The organism is Pseudomonas sp. NBRC 111130, from assembly GCF_001320485.1.
Taxonomy (GTDB): domain Bacteria; phylum Pseudomonadota; class Gammaproteobacteria; order Pseudomonadales; family Pseudomonadaceae; genus Aquipseudomonas; species Aquipseudomonas vlassakiae.
Genome location: NZ_BCBG01000004.1, coordinates 26,713 through 51,035 on the forward strand (window position 1 = coordinate 26,713; position 24,323 = coordinate 51,035).

The 24,323-nt window shown below is 63.9% G+C and carries 24 protein-coding genes and 1 pseudogene; 13 read left to right on the plus strand and 12 right to left on the minus strand.

All coding sequences use genetic code 11. The features are described from left to right. The first annotated feature begins 58 nt into the window (after positions 1 to 58). Entirely contained in the window at positions 59 to 940 is an 882-nt protein-coding gene (locus APH33_RS02830; RefSeq protein ID WP_054883696.1) for a LysR family transcriptional regulator, read from the plus strand. A 55-nt stretch (positions 941 to 995) separates the two neighbouring features. Here the strand turns inward: APH33_RS02830 and APH33_RS02835 are convergent, their stop codons facing one another. Next, the gene (locus APH33_RS02835) at positions 996 to 1,745 is read right to left on the minus strand and encodes a 3-oxoacyl-ACP reductase family protein (protein ID WP_054883697.1); all 750 of its coding nucleotides are present in this window, start codon (positions 1,743 to 1,745) and stop codon (positions 996 to 998) included. A gap of 118 nt (positions 1,746 to 1,863) precedes the next feature. Here APH33_RS02835 and APH33_RS02840 point away from each other — a divergent pair, with 118 nt between their 5' ends. Then, a complete protein-coding gene (locus APH33_RS02840; protein WP_054883698.1) occupies positions 1,864 to 2,796 on the plus strand; it encodes a LysR family transcriptional regulator in 933 nt (310 codons plus the stop codon). A gap of 114 nt (positions 2,797 to 2,910) precedes the next feature. Here the strand turns inward: APH33_RS02840 and APH33_RS02845 are convergent, their stop codons facing one another. Continuing rightward, on the minus strand, positions 2,911 to 3,381 hold the full coding sequence (locus APH33_RS02845; RefSeq protein WP_054883699.1) for a GreA/GreB family elongation factor: 471 nt from the start codon (positions 3,379 to 3,381) through the stop codon (positions 2,911 to 2,913). 2 nt (positions 3,382 to 3,383) lie between these two features. Next, positions 3,384 to 3,782 carry a hypothetical protein gene (locus APH33_RS02850; RefSeq protein ID WP_054883700.1) on the minus strand — a complete coding sequence of 133 codons (399 nt, stop codon included), beginning with the start codon at positions 3,780 to 3,782 and terminating at the stop codon, positions 3,384 to 3,386. 129 nt (positions 3,783 to 3,911) lie between these two features. On the opposite strand from APH33_RS02850, the gene earP reads away from it, so the two are divergent. Continuing rightward, on the plus strand, positions 3,912 to 5,045 hold the full coding sequence (gene earP, locus APH33_RS02855) for an elongation factor P maturation arginine rhamnosyltransferase EarP (protein ID WP_054883701.1): 1,134 nt from the start codon (positions 3,912 to 3,914) through the stop codon (positions 5,043 to 5,045). A 48-nt stretch (positions 5,046 to 5,093) separates the two neighbouring features. Further along, on the plus strand, positions 5,094 to 5,663 hold the full coding sequence (gene efp / locus APH33_RS02860) for an elongation factor P (protein ID WP_054883702.1): 570 nt from the start codon (positions 5,094 to 5,096) through the stop codon (positions 5,661 to 5,663). A 56-nt stretch (positions 5,664 to 5,719) separates the two neighbouring features. On the opposite strand, the gene APH33_RS02865 is transcribed toward efp, so the two are convergent. From APH33_RS02865 to APH33_RS02875, 3 genes are all read right to left on the minus strand, one after another. Then, positions 5,720 to 6,148 carry an organic hydroperoxide resistance protein gene (locus APH33_RS02865; RefSeq protein ID WP_054883703.1) on the minus strand — a complete coding sequence of 143 codons (429 nt, stop codon included), beginning with the start codon at positions 6,146 to 6,148 and terminating at the stop codon, positions 5,720 to 5,722. Between the two features lie 141 nt (positions 6,149 to 6,289). Then, positions 6,290 to 6,745: a MarR family winged helix-turn-helix transcriptional regulator gene (locus APH33_RS02870; RefSeq protein WP_054883704.1), complete on the minus strand. Its 456-nt coding sequence runs from the start codon at positions 6,743 to 6,745 to the stop codon at positions 6,290 to 6,292. A gap of 55 nt (positions 6,746 to 6,800) precedes the next feature. Beyond that, the gene (locus APH33_RS02875; RefSeq protein WP_054883705.1) at positions 6,801 to 7,757 is read right to left on the minus strand and encodes a LysR family transcriptional regulator; all 957 of its coding nucleotides are present in this window, start codon (positions 7,755 to 7,757) and stop codon (positions 6,801 to 6,803) included. Positions 7,758 to 7,869: 112 nt separating this feature from the next. Here APH33_RS02875 and APH33_RS02880 point away from each other — a divergent pair, with 112 nt between their 5' ends. Further along, the gene (locus APH33_RS02880) at positions 7,870 to 8,619 is read left to right on the plus strand and encodes a sulfite exporter TauE/SafE family protein (protein WP_054883706.1); all 750 of its coding nucleotides are present in this window, start codon (positions 7,870 to 7,872) and stop codon (positions 8,617 to 8,619) included. A gap of 114 nt (positions 8,620 to 8,733) precedes the next feature. Here the strand turns inward: APH33_RS02880 and APH33_RS02885 are convergent, their stop codons facing one another. Continuing rightward, positions 8,734 to 9,585 carry a LysR substrate-binding domain-containing protein gene (locus tag APH33_RS02885; protein WP_054883767.1) on the minus strand — a complete coding sequence of 284 codons (852 nt, stop codon included), beginning with the start codon at positions 9,583 to 9,585 and terminating at the stop codon, positions 8,734 to 8,736. Between the two features lie 96 nt (positions 9,586 to 9,681). On the opposite strand from APH33_RS02885, the gene APH33_RS02890 reads away from it, so the two are divergent. Both APH33_RS02890 and APH33_RS02895 read left to right on the plus strand, forming a co-directional pair. Then, a complete protein-coding gene (locus APH33_RS02890; protein WP_027919490.1) occupies positions 9,682 to 9,900 on the plus strand; it encodes a DUF1127 domain-containing protein in 219 nt (72 codons plus the stop codon). 113 nt (positions 9,901 to 10,013) lie between these two features. After that, a complete protein-coding gene (locus APH33_RS02895; protein WP_054883707.1) occupies positions 10,014 to 11,234 on the plus strand; it encodes a winged helix-turn-helix domain-containing protein in 1,221 nt (406 codons plus the stop codon). On the opposite strand, the gene APH33_RS02900 is transcribed toward APH33_RS02895, so the two are convergent. Continuing rightward, positions 11,215 to 12,561 (minus strand): class II 3-deoxy-7-phosphoheptulonate synthase, encoded by a 1,347-nt coding sequence (locus APH33_RS02900; protein ID WP_054883708.1) that lies wholly within the window; start codon positions 12,559 to 12,561, stop codon positions 11,215 to 11,217. The genes APH33_RS02895 and APH33_RS02900 overlap by 20 nt on opposite strands. A 116-nt stretch (positions 12,562 to 12,677) precedes the next feature. Between APH33_RS02900 and APH33_RS02905 the strand changes: the two genes are divergently transcribed. Both APH33_RS02905 and APH33_RS02910 read left to right on the plus strand, forming a co-directional pair. Beyond that, complete coding sequence (locus APH33_RS02905) at positions 12,678 to 13,433, plus strand: spermidine synthase (protein ID WP_054883709.1); 756 nt, start codon at positions 12,678 to 12,680, stop codon at positions 13,431 to 13,433. A gap of 336 nt (positions 13,434 to 13,769) precedes the next feature. After that, positions 13,770 to 15,486, plus strand: a pseudogene (locus APH33_RS02910) (DEAD/DEAH box helicase). Positions 15,487 to 15,660: 174 nt separating this feature from the next. On the opposite strand, the gene APH33_RS02915 reads toward APH33_RS02910, so the two are convergent. Then, the gene (locus APH33_RS02915; RefSeq protein ID WP_054883711.1) at positions 15,661 to 16,413 is read right to left on the minus strand and encodes a class III extradiol ring-cleavage dioxygenase; all 753 of its coding nucleotides are present in this window, start codon (positions 16,411 to 16,413) and stop codon (positions 15,661 to 15,663) included. Positions 16,414 to 16,516: 103 nt separating this feature from the next. Here APH33_RS02915 and APH33_RS02920 point away from each other — a divergent pair, with 103 nt between their 5' ends. Next, positions 16,517 to 17,167: a thiopurine S-methyltransferase gene (locus APH33_RS02920; RefSeq protein ID WP_054883712.1), complete on the plus strand. Its 651-nt coding sequence runs from the start codon at positions 16,517 to 16,519 to the stop codon at positions 17,165 to 17,167. A 168-nt stretch (positions 17,168 to 17,335) separates the two neighbouring features. Here the strand turns inward: APH33_RS02920 and htpX are convergent, their stop codons facing one another. Continuing rightward, the gene (htpX, locus tag APH33_RS02925) at positions 17,336 to 18,223 is read right to left on the minus strand and encodes a protease HtpX (RefSeq protein ID WP_003259721.1); all 888 of its coding nucleotides are present in this window, start codon (positions 18,221 to 18,223) and stop codon (positions 17,336 to 17,338) included. A 479-nt stretch (positions 18,224 to 18,702) separates the two neighbouring features. Further along, complete coding sequence (locus APH33_RS02930) at positions 18,703 to 19,914, minus strand: pyridoxal phosphate-dependent aminotransferase (RefSeq protein WP_012313392.1); 1,212 nt, start codon at positions 19,912 to 19,914, stop codon at positions 18,703 to 18,705. Positions 19,915 to 20,090: 176 nt separating this feature from the next. Here APH33_RS02930 and msrB point away from each other — a divergent pair, with 176 nt between their 5' ends. Further along, positions 20,091 to 20,492 carry a peptide-methionine (R)-S-oxide reductase MsrB gene (gene msrB / locus APH33_RS02935; protein ID WP_054883713.1) on the plus strand — a complete coding sequence of 134 codons (402 nt, stop codon included), beginning with the start codon at positions 20,091 to 20,093 and terminating at the stop codon, positions 20,490 to 20,492. Between the two features lie 2 nt (positions 20,493 to 20,494). Beyond that, the gene (locus tag APH33_RS02940; RefSeq protein WP_054883714.1) at positions 20,495 to 20,983 is read left to right on the plus strand and encodes a glutathione peroxidase; all 489 of its coding nucleotides are present in this window, start codon (positions 20,495 to 20,497) and stop codon (positions 20,981 to 20,983) included. On the opposite strand, the gene APH33_RS02945 is transcribed toward APH33_RS02940, so the two are convergent. After that, positions 20,973 to 23,285: a response regulator gene (locus APH33_RS02945; protein ID WP_054883715.1), complete on the minus strand. Its 2,313-nt coding sequence runs from the start codon at positions 23,283 to 23,285 to the stop codon at positions 20,973 to 20,975. The two genes, APH33_RS02940 and APH33_RS02945, sit on opposite strands and share 11 nt — an antisense overlap. A gap of 148 nt (positions 23,286 to 23,433) precedes the next feature. On the opposite strand from APH33_RS02945, the gene APH33_RS02950 reads away from it, so the two are divergent. Continuing rightward, the gene (locus APH33_RS02950; protein ID WP_054883716.1) at positions 23,434 to 24,321 is read left to right on the plus strand and encodes an ATP-binding protein; all 888 of its coding nucleotides are present in this window, start codon (positions 23,434 to 23,436) and stop codon (positions 24,319 to 24,321) included. Positions 24,322 to 24,323: the final 2 nt, after the last annotated feature.

Genomic DNA, 24,323 nt, shown 5'->3' on the forward strand with positions numbered 1-24,323 from the left:
TCTTGAATGACGCCAATGTATAGTTTTCAGCTTATCAATCTTGAAAGCAGATAGATCGATGAACCTCAAGCAACTCGAATACGCTCTGGCCGTGGCCGACACCTGCAGTTTCACCCGTGCCGCCGAGCGTTGCCATGTGGTGCAGTCGGCCCTCAGCCACCAGGTGGCAAGGTTGGAAGCGCAGCTGGGTGTCAGCCTGTTCGAGCGTAGTTCGCGGCGAGTTCGCCTGACGCCTGCCGGTGAGGCGTTCGTGCTCAGTGCCCGGCCTGCCCTGGAGGCGGCCAGGCGCATTGCCGATGACGTGGCGGCGGCGTGCGGCCAGGTTCGGGGGCGATTGTCGATTGGCGAAATCAGCTCGCTGACAGCGTTGGACCTGGTCGATGTGCTGGCAGTGTTTCATGGCCGTTTCCCGGATGTGGACGTGCGTTGGCTTACCGCAAAAAGCGAACTGTTGATTGCCGATGTCTGCGAGCGCCGGCTGGATATCGGTTTCATTGGCTTGTGGCATGGCGAGGTGCTGCAAGGGGTGCAGCATCGCTTGCTGGCGCGGGAGGAACTGGTGGCCGTGTTGCCGCCGGGGCATGCGCAGGCGGGCAGGGCGCAGCTGGCTTTGGCAGACCTGGCGGATCAGGTGCTGGTGGATTTTCCTGAGGGTACCGGGGCGCGGCGCCAGACGGACGAGGCGTTTCAGGCGGCGGGGCTGGTAAGGCGCGTGCAGTTCGAGATCGGGCATATTCGCCTGGTGGAAAAGTTCGTGCAGCGGGGTATGGCGCTCGGGCTGGTGCCGGAGCGCGTGGCCCAAGGCTTCGAGGGAGTGGCTGTAGCGCGGCTGGTGGATGCGCCGGTGCGCCATCTGTATGCCGTTTGGGCGCAGAGCCCGACACCGGCGGCGCGGGCGTTTCTCGAGGTCATGGAGCAGAGCCTGGGGGTCAGTGGTTGATCTGTACCGGCCTCTTCGCGGGCTTGCCCCGCGAAGAGGCCGGTACAGGCTGAAATCAGGCCGCAAACCCACCATCGGCCAACAAGCTGGCCCCGGTGATGTAACCCGCCTCGGGCCCCGCGAGGTAGGCCACAAAGCTGGCAATTTCGTCCGCCTGCCCATACCGCCCGATCGCCATCAGCGGAATCAGGCTTTCGGCGAACTCGCCACTGGCCGGGTTCATGTCGGTGTCCACCGGCCCTGGCTGCACGTTGTTCACGGTAATCCCCTGCGGCCCGAGGTCGCGGGCCATGCCCTTGGTCAGGCCGACCAGCGCCGACTTGCTCATGGCATACGGGGCGCCACCGGCAAACGGCATGCGTTCGGCGTTGGTGCTGCCGATGTTGATGATGCGCCCGCCCTGGCCCATGTAGCGGGCTGCGGCCTGGCTGGCGACGAACACGCTGCGCACGTTGACCGCGAGGGTGCGGTCGAAGTCCGCCAGGTCGAACTCGGCCAGCGGTGCAACCGCCAGCACGCCGGCATTGTTGACCAGGATGTCGAGGCGGCCGAAAGCCTTCACCGCGTCGTCGATCGCCAGTTGCAGCGCGGCGGCGTCGGCGCTGTCGGCGCGCAAGGCCAGGGCCTGACCGCCAGCCGCCTTGACCTCATCGGCCAGCGCTTCGGCCGGGCCGGCAGAACTGACGTAGGTGAAGGCCACTTGTGCACCTTCTCGAGCCAGGCGCCGTACGATGGCCGCGCCGATACCGCGCGAACCGCCTTGGACGAAGGCGACTTTGCCTTCGAGGGTAAGTTGCTTGGACATGCTGATCTCCTGCTGGAAGCAAGGCCGGATGCCTTGGATGGACGCAGTATCGACTGCTGATTACCTGCTGATAAGATGGCAATCACTATTAGCAGAGTAAACCTTTGGTTGGTAATCAATGGCCATGGAATCCTTCAACGCCCTCGAGTGCTTCATCCGTAGTGCCGAGGTGGGCAGTTTCGCCGAGGCAGCCCGGCGCCTGAGCATCACCCCGGCGGCGGTGGGCAAGCACGTTGCCCAGTTGGAGGCGCGCCTCGGGGTGCGGCTGTTCCAGCGTAGTACGCGCAAGCTGACCCTGACCGAAGCCGGGCAGCGATTTCTGGGCGAGGTGAGCGACAGCTTCCGCACCATCCAGTACGCCGTGGCCAACCTGGCCAGCGCCGAGGGCCAGCCGGCCGGGCTGCTGCGGGTTAGCATGGGAACCGTGTTCGGCCGCTTGTACGTGCTGCCGCTGCTGGGTGAATTTCTGCGCCGCTACCCGGCAATCATCCCGGACTGGCATTTCGACAACCGCCAGGTCGACTTGATCGGCCAGGGCTTCGATGCGGCCATTGGCGGTGGTTTCGAGCTGCCGCTGGGCGTCGTGGCGCGCAAGCTGACCCCGGCCCATCGGGTGCTGGTGGCGGCGCCCGGCTACCTGGGCCGGCACGCTGCTATCGAAGATCCGCAGGTATTGCAGCGCCACGACGGAATTCTGATCCGTTCCCCACAGACCGGGCGGGTACGTTCCTGGCCCTTGACCAGTCGATGGCAGGAACAACAGCCATTGCTGTTGCGTCAGGCGATGACCATGAGCGATTCGGATGCGGCGTGTGCGGTGGCGCAGCAAGGGTTGGGCATCGCCCTGGTCAGCTTGCCGTTCGCCGTGCCGTACCTGGAGGCCCGGCAGCTACAGCGGGTGTTGCCAGACTGGTATGTGGATGATGGGCATATCAGCCTGTATTACGCCGAGCACAAGCTGTTGCCGGGCAAGACCCGGGCGTTTATCGATTTTGTGGTGGAGCAGTTTGCCGAGCGGGGGTTGGCGGGGAGGTTCGACGCTTTGGCCTAAAGGGGTGTCGCTTGTACCGGCCTCTTCGCGGGCACGCCCGCTCCCACAGGTACTGCACAGCCTTCAGATCTTGTGCTTATCTGTGGGAGCGGGCGTGCCCGCGAAGAGGCCAGGTCAGGCAGCATCAATGATGTAGAAAAGCTGATCCCCAAGCTTCACCTCGTCGTCGATCTTCTTGCCCACCAGCTGCTGTCCCAATGGCGAACGGGGGGTAATCACGGTCACCAACTCGTCCCCCTCGCCAATCTTCAAACCCGCCGCCTCAGGCCCGAGGAAAAGCAAGCGCCGCCCGCCATCGTCATCCTCCAGAGTCACCAGGTTGCTCACCTGCACCCCTCGCGCCGGGTCATACTCGCGCAACCGCAACTGCTGGTAAGTCAGCAGCGCCTGGCGAATCTCGGCCGTGCGCCGCGCCTGCCCGGTGGCCAGGTACGACGCCTCCAGCCCAAGGGTGTCGTACTTGTTCTCGGCGATGTTCTCTTCGGCGGTAGCGGCCTCGTAGGCGGTCAGCGCCGCACGGCGCAGCACCTCCATGTCGGTTTCCAGAGCAGTGACGATGCGGCTGAGCAGGGTGGCCTTGTCCATGGTCAGTAACAGAACTCCAGCACGTTGGCCTGGCTCTTCTCGGTCGGCGCGGTACGGTTCTGCGCAAGCCAGAACTGGCACTTGGGGCTATTGAGGTTGCGCGGGTTGCCTTGGGCAGCCTCAGCGGCCTGCTGGATTTCCTGCTTGTGCAGGATGTCCTTGTAGCGCTCGAACATCTCGCTTTGCGCGTCCACCGGCTGAGCGGGCGCAGTCGCCGGTGCAGGCTTGCTGTAGGCCGGCGCCACCGCCTGGGCCACGGGGGCCACCTGTTCGGGCCACAGCTGCAGCGCCAGCCACAGGCTCAGGCCAATCGCCACGGCGCCGAGCCACAAGCCCAAGGCCACGCAGAAAATCAGTTGCAGCGGTTTGAGGGTGATCTTCAATTCACGTTGGCGGGGCATGGCAGCTTCCTGGCAGAGCGGGCGAAGGGGGCATTGTCGCATGCTGCCGGAGAATTTTTGTGCGGCGCTTTTGTCGACGACAAATTATCCGCAGAATTCGCCCTTTTCGCGCAAGGCAAGGCAGGGCATATGAAAACCACCTGGGACATTTTCTGCAGTGTCGTCGACAACTATGGCGATATTGGCGTGACTTGGCGCCTGGCCCGGCAGCTGGTGGCCGAGCACGACCTGGCGGTGCGCCTGTGGGTGGACGACCTGAATGCCTTCGTGCCGCTGTGCCCGGGCGCCGATCCCGGTGCCGCGCAGCAATGGCAGCAGGGTGTCGAGGTGCGTGCCTGGCCTGCCGACTGGCAGCCCGCAGAGCCGGCCGACGTGGTGATCGGTGCCTTTGCCTGCCAGTTGCCGGCGGCCTACATCGAGGCGATGCGCGCTCGCCCGGCGCCGGTGCTGTGGCTGAACCTTGAATACCTCAGTGCCGAGGACTGGGTCGAAGGCTGCCATGGCTTGCCATCGCCCCAGCCCAATGGCCTGCGCAAGGTGTTCTTCTTTCCCGGCTTCACCGACAAGACCGGTGGGCTGTTGCGCGAGGCCAGCCTGCTGTCGCGCCGGCAAGCCTTTGAGCAGTCGGCCGAGGCGCGTGCGGCATTTCTCCAGAGCCTGGGCGTGCAGGCGCAGCCTGGCGCGCTGCTGATATCGCTGTTCGCCTACGAAAACGGGCAACTGGGGCGCTGGCTCGATGCGCTGGCCGAGGATGCCCGACCGGTTCACCTGCTGGTCCCGCAAGGGCGCATCCTCGGCGACCTTGGGGCCTGGCTGGGTGAGCAGCAGCTGCAAGCCGGCGCTGTGCACCAGCGCGGCACCTTGACCGTGCAAATCCTGCCGTTCGTCAGTCAGGATGACTATGACCGCCTGCTGTGGAGCTGCGATTTCAACGCGGTGCGCGGGGAAGATTCGTTCGTCCGCGCCCAGTGGGCCGGCCGGCCGATGCTCTGGCACATCTATGTGCAGGAGGAAAATGCCCACTGGGAAAAGCTCGAAGCCTTCCTCAGCCATTATCGACAGGGCTTGTCGGACGCCGCCAGCGAGGCGCTGATGGCCTTTTGGCGTGCCTGGAACATGAACCGCGACATGCACGCCGCCTGGCAAGGAGCCCGCAAACACTGGGCGGAACTGCAGCAGCACGCCCGTGATTGGGCCACTTGCCAGGCCGCTCGGCCGGACCTTGCCAAGGCGCTGGTACAGTTTTACCGAAATTGGCTATGATATGCGGCCTCGATTTTTATAAATCCATCCAGATTCGGATACTTCGTAATGAAAACTGGTAAAGAACTGAAACCCGGTACCGTACTGCGGATCGACAACGACCCGTGGCTGGTTCAGAAAGCCGAGTTCACCAAGTCGGGTCGCAACAGCGCGATCATGAAGACCAAGCTGAAGAACCTGCTGACCGGCTACAAGACTGAAACCGTCTACGGTGCAGACGACAAGCTGGACGACGTGATCCTGGATCGCAAAGAAGCGACCCTGTCGTTCATCAACGGTGACGAATACACCTTCATGGACACCACCGACTACACCATGTACGAGCTGAACGCCGAGGACATCGAAGCCGTTCTGCCGTACATCGAAGAAGGCATGGAAGACGTCTGCGAAGCCGTGTTCTTCGAAGGCCGCCTGGTATCGGTTGAACTGCCGACCACCATCAGCCGTCAGGTCGAGTACACCGAGAACGCTGCTCGCGGCGACACCTCGGGCAAGGTCATGAAGCCTGCCAAGCTGAAGAACGGTACCGAGATCTCGGTTGCCGACTTCATCGAAATCGGTGAGTTCATCGACATCGACACGCGCGACAACAGCTTCAAAGGCCGCTCCAAGAAGTAATCCTTCTTGCGAAACGCAAAAACCCGGCCTTGGCCGGGTTTTTTTGTGCCTGTGATTTACACGGTCACATGCAGGCGCACGTCCACATTGCCGCGGGTGGCGTTGGAGTAAGGGCAGACCTTATGAGCCTTTTCCACCAGCGCTTCGGCGTCAGCCTGAGCCAGGCCCGGCAGGTTGATGTTCAGGTCGATGTCCAGGCCGAAACCACCGGGGATCTGGCCTATGCCGACCTTGGCGGTGATCGAGGCATCCGCGGGCAGGGCTTTCTTCTCCTGGCTGGCAACGAACTTCAGAGCGCCGATGAAGCAGGCAGAGTAGCCGGCGGCGAACATCTGCTCAGGGTTGGTGCCGTCACCACCGGCGCCGCCGAGTTCCTTGGGGGTGCTCAGCTTGACTTCCAGCTTGCCGTCGCTGGAGCGGGATTTGCCGTCGCGACCGCCGGTGGAAGTGGCTTCTGCGATGTACAGCGGAGTGACCTTTTGCATCTTGAGCCTCGCTAGTGTGCTGTGCGCCCCTGGTGATCAGGTGGCGTCGAGTGGGTACGGGATTTAATTTAGCGCGCAATTAGTTAGCGCGCAAGATAAATATTTACCGTTTATCGGAACGGGCAGCACACAGCGTAGCCGTCAGAGGTTTTTTTGCAGGCTGTCGCGCAGTTCCAGCAGGTCAGTCTGCAGCTGTTGCAGGCGTTCGAGGCTGCGGCCGCTGGCCTTGAGAATGCACTGCGGCACTTCCCGAGCCTGCTGCTGCAGGGCGCGGCCCTTGTCGGTCAGTTGCACCAGCACCACCCGCTCATCCTCGCGGCTGCGGTTGCGCTGCAGCAGGCCTTCGCTTTCCAGGCGCTTGAGCAGGGGCGTGAGCGAACCGGGGTCGGTCAGCAGGTGCTGGCTGATTTCGCCTACGGTAAGACCGTCCTGCTCCCACAGTACGAGCATGGCCAGATACTGCGGGTAGGTCAGGCCCAGTGCTTGCAGCAGAGGCTTGTAGACCTTGGTCATCAGCAAGGAGGTGGAGTGCAGAGCAAAGCAGACCTGGTTGTCCAGCAGCAGCTCGTCACAAGAGGCTTGAGTGTTGGCGTTCATGCAGGTCCTTGAATGTCATCAATGGAGAAATCTAGCACGCTGAAGGTTGGGGCGCTTACTGCCAGCGCAGTTCACTGCGCAGCGCCAGGTCCCAAGGTGGAACCGGGCTGAAGCGGCTCTTGAGAAATTCGAGCAGCAAACGGCTGCGAGAGTTCGTTTCATGTTCAAGGCGCAGTGCATAAATGCCGCTGGTTTCGGCTTCGGGCAGGCCGCTATCGCAGAACAGCGGCAGCAGTTCGCCGCGCAGCAGGTAGTCGCTGATCAGCCAGGTAGGCAGGTGGGCGATGCCGAGGCCGGCGAGCGCGCCGAACAACAGGGTCTCGGCGTTGTTGGCAGCCATGCGCATGCGCGCCGGGCGGTACAGGCGCATCTGCCCGTCGACCGCAAAGCGCCAGGCGAACGGTGGTGCCAGGCCGTCCCAGTCGAGGCCGTCATGACCGGGCAGCTCGCTGGGGCAGCTGGGCATGCCGCGGCTGGCCAGGTAGGCCGGGCTGGCGCAGGCGATGCGTACCATGTGCGCCAGCTTGGTTGCCACCAGCCGGGTATCGGCCAAGGGGCCGGCGCGCAGCACCAGGTCGACCTCGCCCAAGTGGCTGCCATGCAGGTCGACGAAACTGTCGATCAGGCGCAATTGCACGTCCAGGCCCGGATAGGCCACCAGGAAATCGGCGATTGCCGGCGCCAGGTGACGGCGACCGAAGGCGGCCGGGGCATCGATGCGGATCAAGCCTTCCGGGGCACTGCTCAGCGATACGGCCTCGGCGCGGGCCAGGCGCAGCTCTTCGAGAATGCGCCGGGCGCGTTCGGCGAAGGCATTGCCCGCCGGGGTGGCGCGTACGGCATGGGTGCTGCGAGTGAACAGGCGGCTACCGACTGCGCTCTCCAGGTTGTCGATGCGCCGAGCCACGGCGGACGGGGTCAGTGGATGGCGGCGAGCGGCAGCAGAGAAGCTTCCGCTCTCCAGCACATCCAGAAACAGGCTCAACTGGTCGGTCAGGGTATCGGGGTTCATGAGCATCCGCTTTTGCAAGAAACGCATAGCCATTGTGCGTTGCTGTGCGTTTCCCCGCCAGAGCGCAATCGTTAGCATGCCCGCATTACCAACGCAGGCGGATGAGGCCCTGATGATCGAGTGGTTGTTGTATATCGTACTGGGCGCAGGCCTTGGCACCATGGGTGGGTTGTTCGGTATTGGCGGCGGGCTGATCGCCATCCCGGCACTGGGCGTGCTGTTTGGCCTCGACCAGCAGTTGGCGCAAGGCACGGCGCTGGTCATGGTGGTGCCGAACGTGCTGCTGGCGCTGTGGCGTTATCACCAGCGCAACCGCATCGAGCTGCGCCATGCCGTGCCGCTTTCGCTGTGCAGCTTCCTGTTCGCCTGGCTCGGCTCGGTCTGGGCGGTGGGTATCGATGCCCACTCGATGCGCCTGGGCTTTGTCGGCTTCCTGGTAGCGCTGGCCATCTGGAACGTGGCGCGTATGTTCCTCAAGGTCTCGCCGCCCAGCGCCGAGCTGCGTTACGCCTGGCCCTGGCTGGGCGTGCTGGGCAGCTTTGCCGGCACCATGGGCGGCCTGTTCGGCGTGGGTGGGGCGGTAGTGGCCACGCCTATTCTGACCAGTGTGTTCGGTACCACCCAGGTGGTGGCGCAGGGGTTGTCACTGGCGTTGGCGGCGCCGAGTACCTTGGTGACCTTGGTGACCTACGGGGTGCACCACAGCGTGGACTGGACCGTGGGCATTCCATTGGCGGTCGGTGGGCTGCTGAGCATCAGCTGGGGGGTGAAACTGGCCCATGCACTGCCAGAGAAAGTATTGCGGGCGATGTTCTGTGTGTTTCTGGTGGCGTGTGCGGTGATGCTGGGGTTCGAGCTGTGAGATCGCCGGGGCCGCTTTGCGGCCCTTTCGCGACACAAGGCCGCTCCTACAGAAGCGCGCGATCCTCTGTAGGAGCGGCCTTGTGTCGCGAAAGGGCTGCACAGCAGCCCCAGATCAAAGGAACCCTTCAACGATGTAATCGGCCATGCAGTCGGTGATCGGCGACTGGCCCTGGCTGTTGCGCAGCAGCATCACGTTTGCCAGTGGTAACTGCGGCAACCCGTCGTTCTCGCCGAGAATGCGGATGTTGCCACCAACCAGGCTCTGCAATTGCGCCGTCACTGCAAGCCCTGCGGTGACGATGGCAAAGATCGCCGCCAGGCTGGGGCTGGTATAGGCAATGCGGTAGTCGATGCCCTGGGCCTCCAGAGCGTTGCAGGTCCAGGCGCGGCAGAAGCAGTCAGTGTTGAACAGCGCCAGCGGCATTGGCCGTTGTTCCTGCGGGCAGAAGCCTTCGGCGGCTGCCCATACCAGGCGTTCCTGGCGCAGCAACTGGCCAACCTCGTTGCCCGGCTCGCGGGTGACGATGGTCAGGTCCAGGTCCTGGCGCAGCATCAGCTGTTTGGACGAGTCGCAATGCACCTCCACCTGCACCAGCGGGTAAGCCTGGGCGAAGCTGGAGAGGATGGTCGGCAGAAAGCGCATGGCGTAGTCATCCGGCGTGCCGATGCGCACCAGCCCGACCATGTGCGGCATGCGCAGGGTATTGAACACTTCGCCATGCAGCTTGAGGATGCGCCGGGCATAGCCAAGCAGCACCTGGCCCTCGGCGGTAAGCCGGACCTGACGGCCGTCACGCTCGAACAACTGGCGCTGCAGGATGTCTTCTTCCAGGCGTTTCATCTGCATGCTCACCGCCGACTGGGTGCGGTTGACCACTTCACCGGCGCGGGTGAAGCCACCTTGTTCGGCGATGGCGACAAAGGTGCGCAGCACGTCGGCATCAAGGCTCTGATATTGGGACATTGCATCAATCTCCGAGATGCATGGCATCAGAAACATTCGTTGGATTGATCTTAAACCTGGGCAGAGACTGGAGCCATCAACACGGAGGGCTTCACGATGAAAGGTCATGTCAGCAGCATCCAGCAACCTGCCTTTTCCTTGAACCACCTGTGGCATGTGGCCCTGGACCGCCCGGCCCGGTGGCTGCAGCTGTACCGCCAGCGCCAGGAACTGGCCAGCCTGAGTGATGCGACCCTGCATGACCTGGGCTTGAGCCGGGCGGACATCCAGCAAGAGGCTGAGCGGCATTTCTGGGATGATCCGTTGCGCAAATAGGCTAAACCTGTAAAGGCCTCTTCGCGGGCACGCCCGCACAGGTTATGTGCGATCCCTGTGGGAGCGGGCGTGCCCGCGAAGAGGCCGGAACAGACAATAAAAGGAGATCAGGCTTGCCGCTCAAGTTGTCCATAAGCCAGGCCCGCCGTCTGGCCCTGTCAGCCCAGGGATTCGGCAAACAGCCTGACGCCCCACCGACCCTTCCCGCACTGAAACGCATGCTGCAACGCCTGGGTGTGGTGCAGATCGACTCGGTCAACGCCGTGGTCCGCTCCCATTACCTGCCGCTGTTCTCCCGCCTTGGCGACTATCCAACAGCCATGCTCGACCAACTCGCCTGGGGCCGTGGCCGCCAGCGCCAGCTGTTCGAATACTGGGGCCACGAAGCTTCGCTGCTACCCCTGAACCTCTACCCATTGCTGCGCTGGCGCATGGCCCATGCCGCTGATGGCCGCGGCATCTACCGTCAACTCGCGCAGTTCGGCCGCGAACGCCAGGACGTGATTGCCCGCGTGCTGGCCGCCGTGCGCGAACAGGGCGCCCTGGGCGCAGGCAGCCTGTCCACCCGTCAGGAGCGGGCCGGCCCATGGTGGGACTGGAGCGAAGAAAAACACGCACTGGAATGGCTATTCGCCGCCGGTGAAGTCACGGTCGCGGGGCGTCGCGGCTTCGAGCGGCTCTACGACGTACCGGAAAAGGTCTTGCCCAAGGCGATCCTCGATCAGGCGCTGCCAAGCGAAGCCGAAGCCCATCAAGGCCTGATGCTGCATGCCGCCACGGCCTTGGGCGTGGCTACCGAGCGTGACCTGCGCGACTACTTCCGCCTTGAGCCCGGCCAGGGCAGGGCGGCGCTCGATGAACTGGTCGCCGATGGCCGATTGCAGCCGGTCGAAGTGCAGGGCTGGAAGCAGCTGGCCTACTGTGCCGGCACCCCACGCATCCCTCGGCGTATCGACGCCAGCGCACTGTTGTCGCCGTTCGATTCGCTGGTCTGGGAGCGCAACCGCACCGAGCGGCTGTTCGATTTCCACTACCGCCTGGAGATCTACACCCCGGCGCACAAGCGGGTGTACGGCTACTACGTGTTGCCGTTTCTGCACCGCGAACGCATCGCCGCGCGCCTGGACCTGCGCGCCGAGCGCGCCCAAGGGCAACTGGCGGTGCATGCCGTGCACGCGCAATCGATAGCGTTGGACGCGGAGGGCTATCAGGCCCTGGCGGGGAATCTGCTGCGCATGGCCCAGTGGCTGGGCCTGGAGCGGGTGCAACTGAACTGCCCTCGGGCAGAGGGCAGCCAGCTGCGTGAGGCCCTGCTCAGCGCCGCACCTGCTTGAGGGTTTCGGCGATCAGGAAGGCCAGTTCCAGCGACTGATCGGCGTTCATCCGTGGGTCGCAGTGGGTGTGGTAGCGGTCGGACAGGGCATCTTCGGTGATCGGCCGGGCGCCGCCGATGCACTCGGTGACGTTCTGCCCGGTCATTTCGATATGGATGCCGCCGGCATGACTGCCCTCGGCCTGGTGCACCTGGAAGAACTGCTTCACCTCGTCGAGGATCTGCGCAAAGTCTCGGGTCTTGTAACCGCTGCTGGCCTTGATGGTGTTGCCATGCATCGGGTCGGAGCTCCACAGCACCTTGCGGCCCTCGCGCTCGACGCTGCGGATCAGCCCAGGCAGGTGCGCGCCGACCTTGCCGGCGCCCATGCGCACGATCAGGTTGAGGCGGCCAGGGTCGTTGGCCGGGTTGAGGGTGTCGATCAGGCGGATCAGCTCTTCGGGGTTCATGCTCGGGCCAACCTTGACCCCGATCGGGTTGTGCACGCCGCGCAGGAATTCGACATGGGCGCCGTCGAGCTGGCGGGTGCGGTCGCCGATCCACAGCATGTGCGCGGAGCAGTCGTAATAGTCGCCGGTCAGGCTGTCCTGGCGCACGAAGGCTTCTTCATAGTTGAGCAGCAGCGCCTCGTGGGCCGTGAAGAAACTGGTTTCGCGCAGTTGCGGCGCACTGTCCAGGCCGCAGGCGCGCATGAACGCCAGGGTTTCGTCGATGCGGTTGGCCAGCTGGTGGTATTTGTCGGCCAGCGCCGAGTTGGCGATGAAGTCGAGGTTCCACTTGTGCACCTGGTGCAGGTCGGCGAAACCGCCCTGGGCGAAGGCGCGCAGCAGGTTGAGGCTGGCGGTGGCCTGGTGGTAGGCCTGCAGCAGGCGCTCCGGGTCCGGCACGCGGCTCTTTTCGTCGAAGCCGATACCGTTGACGATGTCGCCACGGTAAGCCGGCAGGGTGAGGTTGCCGATGGTTTCGTCGCCTGAGGAGCGCGGCTTGGCAAACTGCCCGGCCATGCGCCCGACCTTGACCACCGGGCAACCGGCGGCGAAGGTCATGACGATGGCCATCTGCAGCAATACCTTGAAGGTGTCGCGGATCTTCGCTGCCGAGAACTCGGCGAAGCTCTCGGCGCAGTCGCCACCCTGCAGCAGGAAGGCGCGGCCCTCGGTAACTTCAGCGAACTGCCGGCGCAGCTCGCGGGCCTCGCCGGCGAACACCAGGGGTGGGTAGCTGGCCAGGGTCTGCTCGACCTTGTGCAGGTGCGCGGCGTCGGGGTAGGTCGGTTGCTGCTGGATCGGCAGGGCACGCCAGCTGTCGGGGCTCCACGGTCGGTTCATCACAGGCTCGGTTTTGGCTGTTATAGGCTGCCTGCCATGGTAACAGCGGCGCCGAGCTTGTTGCATCCGGGGCGTTGGCGGACAATGCGTGTTTTGTGCGGGTGGGTGGCAGGTAGATGGCGACGGAGCGGGAAGAGAAGCTGTTGGCCCGGGTCGAGGATGCCTTTGGCGTCATCAGCGTGTACGAGGTGGAGGATTACCGCTTCCTCGAGTTCGGTGATGCCATCGAGCAGAGCTGCGTATTCACCGCTGACCCCAGCTGGCTGGAGTACGACTACACCCGCGCCATGCTGGTCGGTGCGCTGTGCCATGAACAGCCGGAAAGTGCGCTGTTTCTTGGCTTGGGCGCCGGTACCCTGACCCAGGCCTGCATGAAATTCCTGCCGCTGGAGGACATCGAGGCCATCGAGCTGCGTGCCGACGTGCCGCGTCTGGCCATGCAATACATGGGGCTGGACGATGATCCGCGGTTGTACGTGCGCATTGGCGACGCCCTGGAGCTGTTGCCCACGGCCGAGCAGGCCGACCTGCTGTTCGTCGACCTGTACACCGACCATGGGCCGGGTGTCGGGCACCTGGCGTGGAACTTCCTCGAGAACTGCCAGAAGCAACTCAACCCTGGTGGCTGGCTGGTGATCAACCAGTGGGCCAACGACGACGGCAAGCCGTTGGGCGCGGCGCTGCTGCGCGGGTTGTACCACCGGCATTACTGGGAGCTGCCGGTGAAGGAGGGCAATGTCATCCTGCTGGTGCCGGCGGACCTGGACCAGCACCTGGACCTCGATGGCCTGCGGGCGCGGGCCGAGGCCCTGGCGCCGCGGTTGGGGTATAGCCTGGAAGGGCTGATTCGCGAGATCCGTCCAGCCACCTGAATACCGTGTCGCCTGCTTCGCGGATAAAACCGCGAAGAGGCCAGCACGAAGCCTCGGAAGAAAACCGATTCAGCTGCCGCGGCTTGATGGCCGGATACTGGCTAACCGGCCAGAAAAATTTACTCACTCCCCGGCATTAATTCGGGTATAGTACGCGCCGGTCTTTTAGCGGACCTCAAAATCAGGTGGTGCAAATCCTCCGAGTCCAGCTTCGGCTGCACGTCCGCTAGGCGGACCTTCTCAAGTTTTTCTTTTTCAATCGTTTTCGCAAATCCCCGCCGACAAAGCTGCCTGGGTGACCGTTCCGGTCTTTCAAGGCATGTGCAGCTTTGCAGCATGGGTCTTTGCGGATGCACTTAGAGGCAGACCCATGACCCAGGAAACCGGCGGCTTCGCCGCTCTCGATCTCAATCAGAACATTGTTGCTGCCGTACTGGCTACCGGCTACGAAGAGCCGTCGGCCATTCAGCAACAATCGATCCCGATCATCCTCGCCGGTCACGACATGATCGGCCAGGCGCAGACTGGCACCGGCAAGACCGCTGCCTTCGCCCTGCCGATCCTCAACAAGATCGATGTGAGCAAGCGCGAACCGCAAGCCCTGATCCTGGCGCCAACCCGTGAGTTGGCGCTGCAAGTTGCTACCGCTTTCGAAACCTACGCCAAGCAGATGCCAGGCGTAAATGTAGTGGCCGTCTACGGTGGTGCCCCGATGGGCCCACAGCTGCGCGCCATTCGCAACGGCGCGCAAATCGTCGTCGCCACCCCGGGCCGTCTGTGCGACCACCTGCGTCGTGACGAGAAAGTCCTGTCGACCGTGCAGTACCTGGTGCTGGACGAAGCCGACGAAATGCTCAAGCTGGGCTTCATGGACGACCTCGAAGTGATCTTCGATGCAATCCCGGCCAGCCGCCAGACCGTGCTGTTCTCCGCCACCCTGCCGTCGTCGATCCGCTCGATCGCCGAACGCCACCTGCGCGAGCCCAAGCACGTCAAGATCCAGAGCAAGACCCAGACCGTCACCGCGATCGAGCAGGCCCACCTGATGGTCCACGCCGACCAGAAGATCCCGGCTGTGCTGCGTCTGCTGGAAGTCGAAGAGTTCGACGCGCTGATCGCCTTCGTGCGCACCAAGCAAGCCACCCTGGACCTGGCCGCCGCGCTGGAAGCCAAGGGCTACAAGGCTGCCGCGCTGAACGGCGACATCGCTCAGAACCAGCGTGAGCGGGTGATCGACTCGCTGAAGGATGGCCGCCTGGACATCGTCGTCGCCACTGACGTCGCTGCCCGTGGTCTGGACGTACCGCGCATCACCCACGTGTTCAACGTCGACATGCCGTACGACCCGGAATCCTACGTGCACCGTATCGGCCGTACCGGCCGTGCCGGCCGCGATGGCCGTGCGCTGCTGCTGGTCACCCCGCGTGAGCGCCGCATGCTGCAGGTGATCGAGCGCGTGACCGGGCAGAAGGTTGCCGAAGCCCGCCTGCCGAACGCCCAGGCTGTGCTGGATGCCCGCATCAAGAAGCTGACCAACAGCCTGGCGCCGCTGGTTGCCGAAGCAGAAGCCACCCATGGCGAGCTGTTCGACCGCCTGACTGCCGACCTCGGCTGCAGCGCACGCGCCCTGGCTTCGGCCCTGCTGCGCAAGGCCACCAACGGCCAGGCGCTGGACCTGGCGACCGTCGAGCGCGAGCAGCCGCTGGTACCAAGCTTTGCCCCGCGTGGCGAGCGTACCGAGCGTGGTGAGCGCAGCGATCGTGGCGATCGCGGTGGTGACCGTGAGCGTCGTGCGCCAATGCCGCTGGCCGAAGGCCGCGTGCGCTGCCGTACTGCCCTGGGTGCCCGTGACGGTATCGCTGCCAAGAACCTGCTGGGCGCGATCCTCAACGAAGGTGGCCTGGCCCGTGACGCCATCGGCCGCATCCAGGTGCGCGACAGCTTCAGCCTGATCGAGCTGCCGGAAGATGGCCTGGAGAAGCTGCTGTCCAAGCTCAAGGACACTCGCGTAGCCGGCAAGCAGCTGAAGCTGCGCCGTTATCGCGAAGATTGATCCTGATGCTATGAAAAAATCCCCGGCCTAGGTCGGGGATTTTTTTTTGCCTGTGCCATTTTGGGGCTGCTGCGCAGCCCTTTCGCGACGCAAGGCCGCTCCTACAAGAGAGCGCGGTCCCCTGTAGGAGCGGCCTTGTGTCGCGAAAGGGGCGCAAAGCGCCCCCGGCGTTATTCAGTCGAACCGGTAAATGTCCATCCCCAACGCCCCCAGTGTGAACCCCTGGTGCACGATCCCGAACCTGTCCCCAGCCCCCATGGCAAAGAACAGCGGCAGCAAATGCTCATCACTGGGATGGTTACGCGCTGCAAACGGCGCCTGTTTCCGGTAATCCAGGAGCGCAGCCTGGTCATCTGCCTTCAGCCGCTCCACTACCCAGTCCCGGAACGCCAGGGCCCACGGCTCGATCGCATCCGGCCCGGCGTGCCAGTCCAGTTCACCGAGGTTGTGGGTAATGCTGCCGGAGCCAATCAGCAGGATGCCTTCGTTTCGCAGCCCAGCCAGCGCCTGGCCGACCTTGACCTGCATCCCGGGCCCCATCTGGCTGGGCAGCGATACCTGAATGACCGGGATGCTCGCATCCGGATACATCAGCGACAGCGGCACCCAGGCGCCATGATCGAACGGTCGTTGTGGGTCCAGGCGGGCCTGCAACAGTTCAGCGACCCGGCGGGCCAGGGCCGGTTCGCCAGGCGCCGGATACTGCACCGCGTACAGCGCCGGCGGGAAGCCGTAGAAGTCGTGCCAGGTCTCTGGCTGCGGGCCGCTGCTCACCAGCAGCTCGCGGCTTTCCCAGTGCGCCGACACCACCACGATCGCCTTCGGTCGTGGCAGGGCGTTGGCCAGCCCGGCCAATGCCGGCCCGCTGGCGCCGGGTTGCAAGGCGAGCATGGGAGAACCGTGGGAAATGAACAGGCTGGGCAGCATGACGGGGGTCCTGAGGGGTTAAGATGCAATCATCTTCGATCAAGTACAGATCGAAATCCAAACCAAGTTTTACCCTCAATCCATCTAAAAATCGGGAGTGATCATGGAACCAGCGTTCTGGCAAAAGCGATGGGCCGATAATCAGATCGGTTTTCACCGCACGGACGTCAACCCCTTCTTGCTGGCGCACTGGCCCAGGCTGGCGCTAGCCGAGGGCACGCGCGTGCTGGTGCCGCTGTGCGGCAAGAGCCTGGACATGGCTTGGCTGGCAGGTCAGGGGCACCGGGTGCTGGGTGTGGAGCTGTCGCGGCGGGCGGTCGAGGACTTCTTCCGGGAGCAGGGGCTGACGGCGCAGGTCTCGACGCAGGGGGCTTTTGAAGTTTGGCGCAGTGCTGATGTGGAAATCTGGTGTGGCGATTTCTTTGCCCTGCAGGCGCAGGATGTGGCCGATTGCAGAGGGCTCTATGACCGTGCTGCGGTGATTGCCTTGCCATCGCAGATGCGGGCGCGGTACATGGCGCATCTGACGAAGGTGCTGCCGGCAGGCTGCCAGGGGCTGCTGCTGACCATGGATTACGATCAGCAGCTGCTGGACGGGCCGCCGTTTTCGGTGCCTGATGCCGAAGTGCGCCAGGGGTATGCGGGGGGCAGGGTGCAGGTGCTGGATGAGCGGGAGGTGATCGAAGAGAGCCCGAAATTCCTCCAGGCCGGTGTGGCCAGCGTGCTGGAGCGGGTGTACCTCGTGAATTTCTGATGGTGTGGCTGCCTGTGCCGGCCTCTTCGCGGGTAAACCCGCTCCCACAGGTTTTGCACTCATCTTGAAGCCTGTGCAGTACCTGTGGGAGCGGGTTCACCCGCGAAGAGGCCGGTGCAGGCGTATGAAAAAGGGCGACCGAGGTCGCCCTTTCCTTTACCGGTTGGATCAACCGCGGCGGCGCAGCGCCTCGATGCGGTCTTCCAGTGGCGGGTGGCTCATCAGCAGGCCAGCCAGGCCGTGCTTGAGGCCGCCATTGATGCCGAAGGCCTTCATGGTGTCGGGCATGTGCACTGGCAGGCCTTGCTCCACGCGCAGGCGCTGCAGGGCGCCGATCATCGCGGCGGTACCGGCCAGTTGGGCACCGGCTTCGTCGGCACGGTATTCGCGGCGGCGCGAGAACCACATGACGATCATGCTGGCCAGAATGCCCAGGATCAGCTCGGCAACGATGGTCGCCACGTAGTAGGCGATGCCCTGGCCTTCTTCGTTCTTGAAGATCACCTTGTCGACGAAGTTGCCGATGATGCGGGCGAAGAACATCACGAAGGTGTTGACCACACCCTGCACCAGCGCCAGGGTGACCATGTCACCGTTGGCCACGTGGCCGATCTCGTGGGCCAGCACGGCGCGCACTTCATCGGGCGAGAAGCGCTCCAGCAAGCCTTGGGACACGGCTACCAGCGCGTCGTTGCGGTTCCAGCCGGTGGCGAAGGCGTTGGCCTCGTAGGCCGGGAAGATACCCACTTCGGGCATCTTGATGCCGGCCTCGCGCGACAGCTCTTCGACCGTTTGCAGCAGCCACTGCTCGTGGCGGGTACGCGGCTGGCTGATGATCTGGGTGCCGGTGGTCATCTTCGCCATCCACTTGGAGATGAACAGCGAAACCAGGGAGCCGGCGAAGCCGAACACGGCGCAGAACACCAGCAGGCTGCTGAGGTTGAGGTCAACCCCGTTGGCGGCCATGAACCCGTTGAAGCCGAACAGGCTCAGGGTAATGCTTGCAACCAGCACCACCGCGAGGTTGGTGGCTACAAACAACAGAATGCGCATCATGGTTGTTACGTTCTCCTGACGGATGAGTTGTTGCTTACTGCGGGGTATATAAGGTGCCGGTCGCTGGGTTTCAATCGGGCGACTATTTCAAACTGTGTACGGCGGAGTATGGCAGAGGATTTTGCGCGGGCTGTGAGATAGAGCGTTGCAGGATGTAAGAAAAGGTCCATGCCATGAGATTTGTGGTGGTATTGAGATCGAGCGCCGCCCGCGCGGCGCATCGCGGGCAAGTCGGATCGCCGCACCGCCGCTCCCACATCTGTTTCGGGCCAGTCACTCCTGTGAAGCCAACAGGGACCGCCTTGGTGCATGACTGGAGACAGGTGGAGCCACCGAGATGTATCGCCATGCCAACAAGGCGGATCCTGTTGGCGGCACAGGAATAACTGGCCCGAAACAGATGTGGGAGCGGGCTTGCCCGCGATGCGCCGCGCGGGCGGCGCGCGATCTCGGCGCCACCGCAAATATCCCGTCGAACCTTACTGCGAATAAGTCCGCAGGAAATTGCCAATCCGGCCAATCGCCGCTTCCAGGTCATCCACCCGCGGCAAGGTCACCACGCGGAAGTGGTCCGGCCACGGCCAGTTGAACGCCGTCCCCTGAACAATCAGCAGTTTTTCCGACAGCAGCAGGTCGAGGGCGAACTTCTCGTCGTTGAGGATCGGGCAGACTTTCGGGTCGATCCGCGGGAACGCATACAGCGCGCCCATCGGCTTGACGCAGCTGACGCCCGGGATGTCATTGAGCAGCTCGTAGGTGCGGTTGCGCTGCTCCAGCAGGCGGCCCGGCGGCAGCACCAGGTCGTTGATGCTCTGGTAGCCGCCCAGGGCGGTCTGGATGGCGTGCTGGGCCGGCACGTTGGCGCACAGGCGCATGTTGGCCAGCATGTCGATGCCTTCGATGTAGCTCTGGGCGTGGTGCTTGGGCCCGGAGATGATCAGCCAGCCGGAACGGAAACCGGCCACCCGGTACGACTTGGACAGGCCGTTGAAGGTCAGGCACAGCAGGTCCGGGGCCAGCGAGGCGGTGCTGATGTGCACGGCTTCGTCATAGAGGATCTTGTCGTAGATCTCGTCGGAGAACACCACCAGGTTGTGCTGGCGCGCCAGCTCCAGCATGCCCAGCAGCAACTCCTTGGAGTACACCGCGCCAGTCGGGTTGTTCGGGTTGATGATCACCAGCGCCTTGGTGTTCGGGGTGATCTTGGCCTTGATGTCTTCCAGGTCCGGGAACCAGTCGGCCTGCTCGTCGCACAGGTAGTGCACCGGCTTGCCACCGGCCAGGCTCACGGCCGCGGTCCACAGCGGGTAGTCAGGGGCCGGGATCAGCACTTCGTCGCCGTTGTTCAGCAGCGCCTGCATCGACATCACGATCAGCTCGGACACACCGTTGCCGAGGTAGATGTCCTCGATGGTGACGCCTTCGATTTCCTTCTGCTGGCAGTACTGCATCACTGCCTTGCGCGCGCTGAACAGGCCCTTGGAATCGCTGTAGCCCTGGGCGGTGGGCAGGTTGCGGATCACATCCTGGAGAATTTCGTCCGGCGCCTCGAAGCCAAACGGCGCCGGGTTGCCGATGTTCAGCTTGAGGATGCGGTGGCCTTCCTCTTCCAGGCGTTTGGCGTGCTTGAGCACCGGGCCGCGAATGTCGTAGCAGACATTGGCGAGCTTGTTCGATTTGCTGAACTGCATGATGTGGTCCCGATTGAGAATACGCACTGCGGCCCTCCGAAACGTTCGAAAGGTTTGAAAGGGCAGGAAGCGGGTGCCAGACTGGAAGCCTTGCACACGAAGCCAACTAATATACGTGCCACCCGCGCTACGGAAAAGACGGCGCGAGGTGAAATTCAGCCTGCCGAGGTCCCCACATGCAAAAGATCGACAAGACACTTGAAGAATGGCGCGAAATGCTCGACCCCGCCCAGTATCAGGTGTGCCGCCTCAAGGGCACCGAGCGGCCGTTCAGCGGCAAGTACAACAGCGAGCGCCGTGCCGGCGTGTACCACTGCATCTGCTGTGATCTGCCGTTGTTCGACTCGCAGACCAAGTTCGATTCCGGCTGCGGCTGGCCAAGCTTCTACGCGCCGATCGAAGAGAGCGCGATGATCGAGATCCGCGACACCTCCCACGGCATGATCCGCACCGAGGTCACCTGCGCCCAGTGCGATGCACACCTGGGTCACGTGTTCCCCGACGGCCCGCCACCGACCGGCCTGCGCTACTGCATCAACTCGGTATGCCTGGACTTCAAACCCCGCGACGGAGCCTGAAAATGGCCGGATCGATGCTGGATATCCCCTGCGTGACCCTGGGCGGCGAGCAGAAAAAGCTTGGCGACTTCGCCGGCAAGGCGCTGCTGGTGGTCAACACCGCCAGCCAGTGCGGCTTCACCCCGCAGTACCAGGGGCTGGAGCAGCTGTGGCGGGACTACCGCGAACGTGGCCTGGTGGTGCTGGGCTTCCCTTGCAACCAGTTTGGCCAGCAGGAGCCAGGTGATGCGCGGGACATCGCGCAGTTCTGCGAGGCCAATTTCGGCGTGAGTTTCCCGCTGTTTCGCAAGATCGAAGTCAATGGCCCCGGCGCCCACCCGCTGTTCGTCGAACTCAAGCAGCGTGCACCAGGCTTGCTTGGCACGCAGAAGATCAAGTGGAACTTCACCAAGTTCCTGGTCGACCCGGCCAGCGGCAAGGTCACTCGCTACGCGCCGACCACCAAGCCACAGGCACTGCAAGCCGACATCGAGCGCCTGCTCAGCCGCTGAGCGGCACCCAGTGGTCGATCAGCGCCAGTAGCTCCTCGCGGCGGAACGGCTTGGCCAGGTAGTCGCTCATGCCTGCCGCGCGGCAGCGCTCGCGTTCTTCAGGCATGGCGTTGGCGGTCAGGGCGACGATCGGCAGCTGGGGCCAGCGCCCGCTCTGGCGAATCCGCCGGCTGGCCTCGTAGCCGTCCATCACCGGCATGTTGCAGTCCATCAGCACCAGGTCGAAGTCTTCTCGCTCCAGCCATTCCAGAGCCTCGGCGCCTTGGGTGGCGACTTCTACCCGGCAGCCGAGCTTGGCCAGCATGCCCTTGGCCACCAGCTGGTTCACCGGGTTGTCCTCCACCAGCAGGATGCGCGCACGGCCTTCGGTGGCGGTGAGCAGCGGGGTGGCCAGGGGGTGCTCCGGGGCATGCCCCTGCAAGGTGCGGCGCAGGGTCTGATACAGCGCGTTGCGCGCCAATGGCCGGGCCAGTTGGTGCAAAGGCGCCAGTTGCGCCGATTGCTCGCCGGGCAGGAAGTTGCCATAGGCGGTCACCAGCAGGATCGGCGCCTTCAGCGCCGGGCGTAGCTGGAACAGCTGCTCCAGGTCGTCGGTGATCAGCAGGTCGACGCTGCCGTCGAGCGTGGCGCGGCCGTCGTGCCGTTGATAGTCCAGCCCCCAGCCCGGCAGCAGGCCCTGCAGCAGCTCGCTGAGGCCGCTGCCGGCGTCGCTGAGGGCGACGACCTTGCCCTGCAGGGCGGCCGGTGCGATGGCCTCGGTGTGAGTGGGCAATGGCAGCTCGGCGCTGAAGCGGCTGCCAAAGCCAGGCTCGGACTGGATGTGCAGATGCCCCTGCATGGCCTTGCACAGGTTGCGGGTCAGGGCCAGGCCCAGCCCGGTGCCGCCGTACTGGCGGGTGATGCCGGCGCCGGCCTGGGTGAACGGCTGGAAGATCCGCGCCTGGGCCGCTTCGGGAATGCCGATGCCGGTGTCGCGCACTTCCAGGCGCACACCGCCGACGATGCGTGCCAGGCGCACGTCGACGCGGCCGAAGCGGGTGAACTTCAGGGCGTTGGACAGCAGGTTGCTGACCACCTGGCGTACCCGCGTGGGGTCGCCGAGCACCGAACTCGGGAAGTCGCCAGCGATCAGGCAGGTCAGCTCGACGTTCTGCGCGGCATTCTGCGACAGCAGGTTGGCGGTGTCCTCGACCATGGCGCCCATGTCGAAGGGGATGCGCTCCAGTTCCAGCTGCCCGGCATCGAACTTGGACAGGTCGAGAATATCGTTGAGCAATTCCACCAGCACCTTGCCCGAATCGTGGGCAATCGACAGCTGCTGGCGCTGTTCCCCGGCCAGTGGGCTGTCCAGGGCCAGGGCGATCATGCCGAGCATGCCGTTGAGCGGGGTGCGGATCTCGTGGCTCATGTTGGCCAGGAACGCAGCGCGCGCCTGGGCCATGTCCAGGGCACGTTGGCGGGCCTCTTCCAGCTCCTGATTGGACTGGCTGAGGCGATTGTTGCTGGCCTTCAGCTCTTCGGTGCGGGCCGAGACGATGTCTTCCAGTTCGTTGAGGTACTGCGTCAAGCGGTTTTCCGCGGTGCGCCGCTGCTGGATCTCGGTGGCCATGCTGACGAACTGCTGGTTGGCGACCCGCACCAGCACGCCGATCTCGTCCTGTTCGTGCCCGGGCGGGCAGTCCACCCGGGTTTGCCCCGGCTGGCGCGGGTCGCGCCCGGTGAGGGCTGCGATCACAGTGACCAGCGGTTTGGTCAGCATCATGTAGAACAGCGCCAGGAGGATGCCGGTCAGCACCAGGCTGCGGGCGAAACCATTGAGCAGGGTAACCCCGGCGCGGTCGAGGAAGCGGCTGCCGAAGGTGAAGGTGTCGACGTCCAGGTACAGCGTGCCGAGGTATTCCTCGGGCATGTGGGTCAGGTACAGGCGTTCCTTGAACTGGCGCTTTTCACCGAACAGAAAGTCGCTCAGCGGCCGGTAGCGGTCCTCGAGCCGTGGCCGTTCGACATCGGCCAGCACCGTTTCGTTGTTGTCGATCAGCCGCGCACGGATGACGGCTGGCGACTCCAGCAGGCCGCGGGTGAGTTCCAGCGCCAGTTCCGCATCGATGTTGTAGGCGATGCGCGAGGCCGGGTTGTGGCTGATTTGCAGCAACGCCTGCACTTCACGGTTGATGGATGCGTCTTCGCTGGCATAATCGATGCCGATCTGGATGAGACTGAGCAATGTTCCCAGGATGAAGCCGACCAGGACTGTCAACCGGGCTTGCTTGTATGACAGGCGATTGGTGAACTTGATATCCATGAGTCCCGAGCCGGTTTAACGTCCCTTGCGCTGCGCAAGCATAGCCGATCAGCCCCGGCTGCTGGCGGGTCTGTCTTTTCATTTCAGTTAATCGCCAAGCGGGGGCAGCTTTGCGGCCCCAAAAAAACTGAAATCCGTAGGAGTCGTCATGGACGCTCGCTTGAATGCTTTCCTGGAACGTGCCGAATCGGTGCTGGCGCGTCTCGAACCTTTGTTGCCGGCGCCGCGCCCGCACATCGACTGGAGCACCACCCTGGCTGCACGCTGGCAGCGCGACGGCCGCACGGGCTACCTGATGCCGCTGGAAGTCAGCCTGGACATCCGCCTGAGCGACCTGATCGGTGTCGACAAGCAACGTGACCAGTTGGGCCGCAACACCCACCAGTTCATCAATGGCATGCCGGCCAACCACGCCCTGCTGTGGGGCTCGCGTGGCACCGGCAAATCGTCGCTGGTACGCGCCCTGTTGGCCGAGCATGCTGGTGCCGGCCTGCGTCTGATCGAGATCGAGCGCGACCACCTGGCCGACCTGCCGCGCGTCGTCGAGCAGCTGCAGAAGCTGCCGCAACGCTTCATCCTGTTCTGCGACGACCTGTCGTTCGAAGCCGGGGAGGGCGATTACCGGGTGCTCAAGAGCGTGCTCGACGGCTCGCTGGAGCAGGCCCCGGACAACGTCCTGCTGTACGCGACGTCCAACCGCCGCCACCTAGTGCCGGAAAAACAGAGCGACAACGAAAACTGGAAGATGGTCGACGGCGAGCTGCACCCCAACGAAGCGGTGGAGGACAAGATCGCCCTGTCCGACCGTTTCGGCCTGTGGCTGTCGTTCTACCCGTTCAGCCAGGAGCACTTCCTCGACGTGGTCGAACACTGGATCGGCCAGCTGGCCCGCCCTGCAGGCCTGGCCTGGCAGCGTGACGAAGCCTTGGAAATTCTCGCCGTGCGCTGGGCCACCGGGCGCGGCAACCGTAATGGCCGTTGTGCCTATCAGTTCGCCCGCTACTGGGTCGGGCTGCAATTGCTGGAGCAAAAGTAAAC

What these genes read in the sequence shown, in the direction of transcription:
- APH33_RS02830 (WP_054883696.1), top strand. Translation starts at nt 59, where the DNA reads ATGAACCTCAAGCAACTCGAATACGCTCTGGCCGTGGCCGACACCTGC.
- APH33_RS02835 (WP_054883697.1), bottom strand. Translation starts at nt 1,745, where the DNA reads ATGTCCAAGCAACTTACCCTCGAAGGCAAAGTCGCCTTCGTCCAAGGC.
- APH33_RS02840 (WP_054883698.1), top strand. Translation starts at nt 1,864, where the DNA reads ATGGCCATGGAATCCTTCAACGCCCTCGAGTGCTTCATCCGTAGTGCC.
- APH33_RS02845 (WP_054883699.1), bottom strand. Translation starts at nt 3,381, where the DNA reads ATGGACAAGGCCACCCTGCTCAGCCGCATCGTCACTGCTCTGGAAACC.
- APH33_RS02850 (WP_054883700.1), bottom strand. Translation starts at nt 3,782, where the DNA reads ATGCCCCGCCAACGTGAATTGAAGATCACCCTCAAACCGCTGCAACTG.
- earP (WP_054883701.1), top strand. Translation starts at nt 3,912, where the DNA reads ATGAAAACCACCTGGGACATTTTCTGCAGTGTCGTCGACAACTATGGC.
- efp (WP_054883702.1), top strand. Translation starts at nt 5,094, where the DNA reads ATGAAAACTGGTAAAGAACTGAAACCCGGTACCGTACTGCGGATCGAC.
- APH33_RS02865 (WP_054883703.1), bottom strand. Translation starts at nt 6,148, where the DNA reads ATGCAAAAGGTCACTCCGCTGTACATCGCAGAAGCCACTTCCACCGGC.
- APH33_RS02870 (WP_054883704.1), bottom strand. Translation starts at nt 6,745, where the DNA reads ATGAACGCCAACACTCAAGCCTCTTGTGACGAGCTGCTGCTGGACAAC.
- APH33_RS02875 (WP_054883705.1), bottom strand. Translation starts at nt 7,757, where the DNA reads ATGAACCCCGATACCCTGACCGACCAGTTGAGCCTGTTTCTGGATGTG.
- APH33_RS02880 (WP_054883706.1), top strand. Translation starts at nt 7,870, where the DNA reads ATGATCGAGTGGTTGTTGTATATCGTACTGGGCGCAGGCCTTGGCACC.
- APH33_RS02885 (WP_054883767.1), bottom strand. Translation starts at nt 9,585, where the DNA reads ATGTCCCAATATCAGAGCCTTGATGCCGACGTGCTGCGCACCTTTGTC.
- APH33_RS02890 (WP_027919490.1), top strand. Translation starts at nt 9,682, where the DNA reads ATGAAAGGTCATGTCAGCAGCATCCAGCAACCTGCCTTTTCCTTGAAC.
- APH33_RS02900 (WP_054883708.1), bottom strand. Translation starts at nt 12,561, where the DNA reads ATGAACCGACCGTGGAGCCCCGACAGCTGGCGTGCCCTGCCGATCCAG.
- APH33_RS02905 (WP_054883709.1), top strand. Translation starts at nt 12,678, where the DNA reads ATGGCGACGGAGCGGGAAGAGAAGCTGTTGGCCCGGGTCGAGGATGCC.
- APH33_RS02915 (WP_054883711.1), bottom strand. Translation starts at nt 16,413, where the DNA reads ATGCTGCCCAGCCTGTTCATTTCCCACGGTTCTCCCATGCTCGCCTTG.
- APH33_RS02920 (WP_054883712.1), top strand. Translation starts at nt 16,517, where the DNA reads ATGGAACCAGCGTTCTGGCAAAAGCGATGGGCCGATAATCAGATCGGT.
- htpX (WP_003259721.1), bottom strand. Translation starts at nt 18,223, where the DNA reads ATGATGCGCATTCTGTTGTTTGTAGCCACCAACCTCGCGGTGGTGCTG.
- APH33_RS02930 (WP_012313392.1), bottom strand. Translation starts at nt 19,914, where the DNA reads ATGCAGTTCAGCAAATCGAACAAGCTCGCCAATGTCTGCTACGACATT.
- msrB (WP_054883713.1), top strand. Translation starts at nt 20,091, where the DNA reads ATGCAAAAGATCGACAAGACACTTGAAGAATGGCGCGAAATGCTCGAC.
- APH33_RS02940 (WP_054883714.1), top strand. Translation starts at nt 20,495, where the DNA reads ATGGCCGGATCGATGCTGGATATCCCCTGCGTGACCCTGGGCGGCGAG.
- APH33_RS02945 (WP_054883715.1), bottom strand. Translation starts at nt 23,285, where the DNA reads ATGGATATCAAGTTCACCAATCGCCTGTCATACAAGCAAGCCCGGTTG.
- APH33_RS02950 (WP_054883716.1), top strand. Translation starts at nt 23,434, where the DNA reads ATGGACGCTCGCTTGAATGCTTTCCTGGAACGTGCCGAATCGGTGCTG.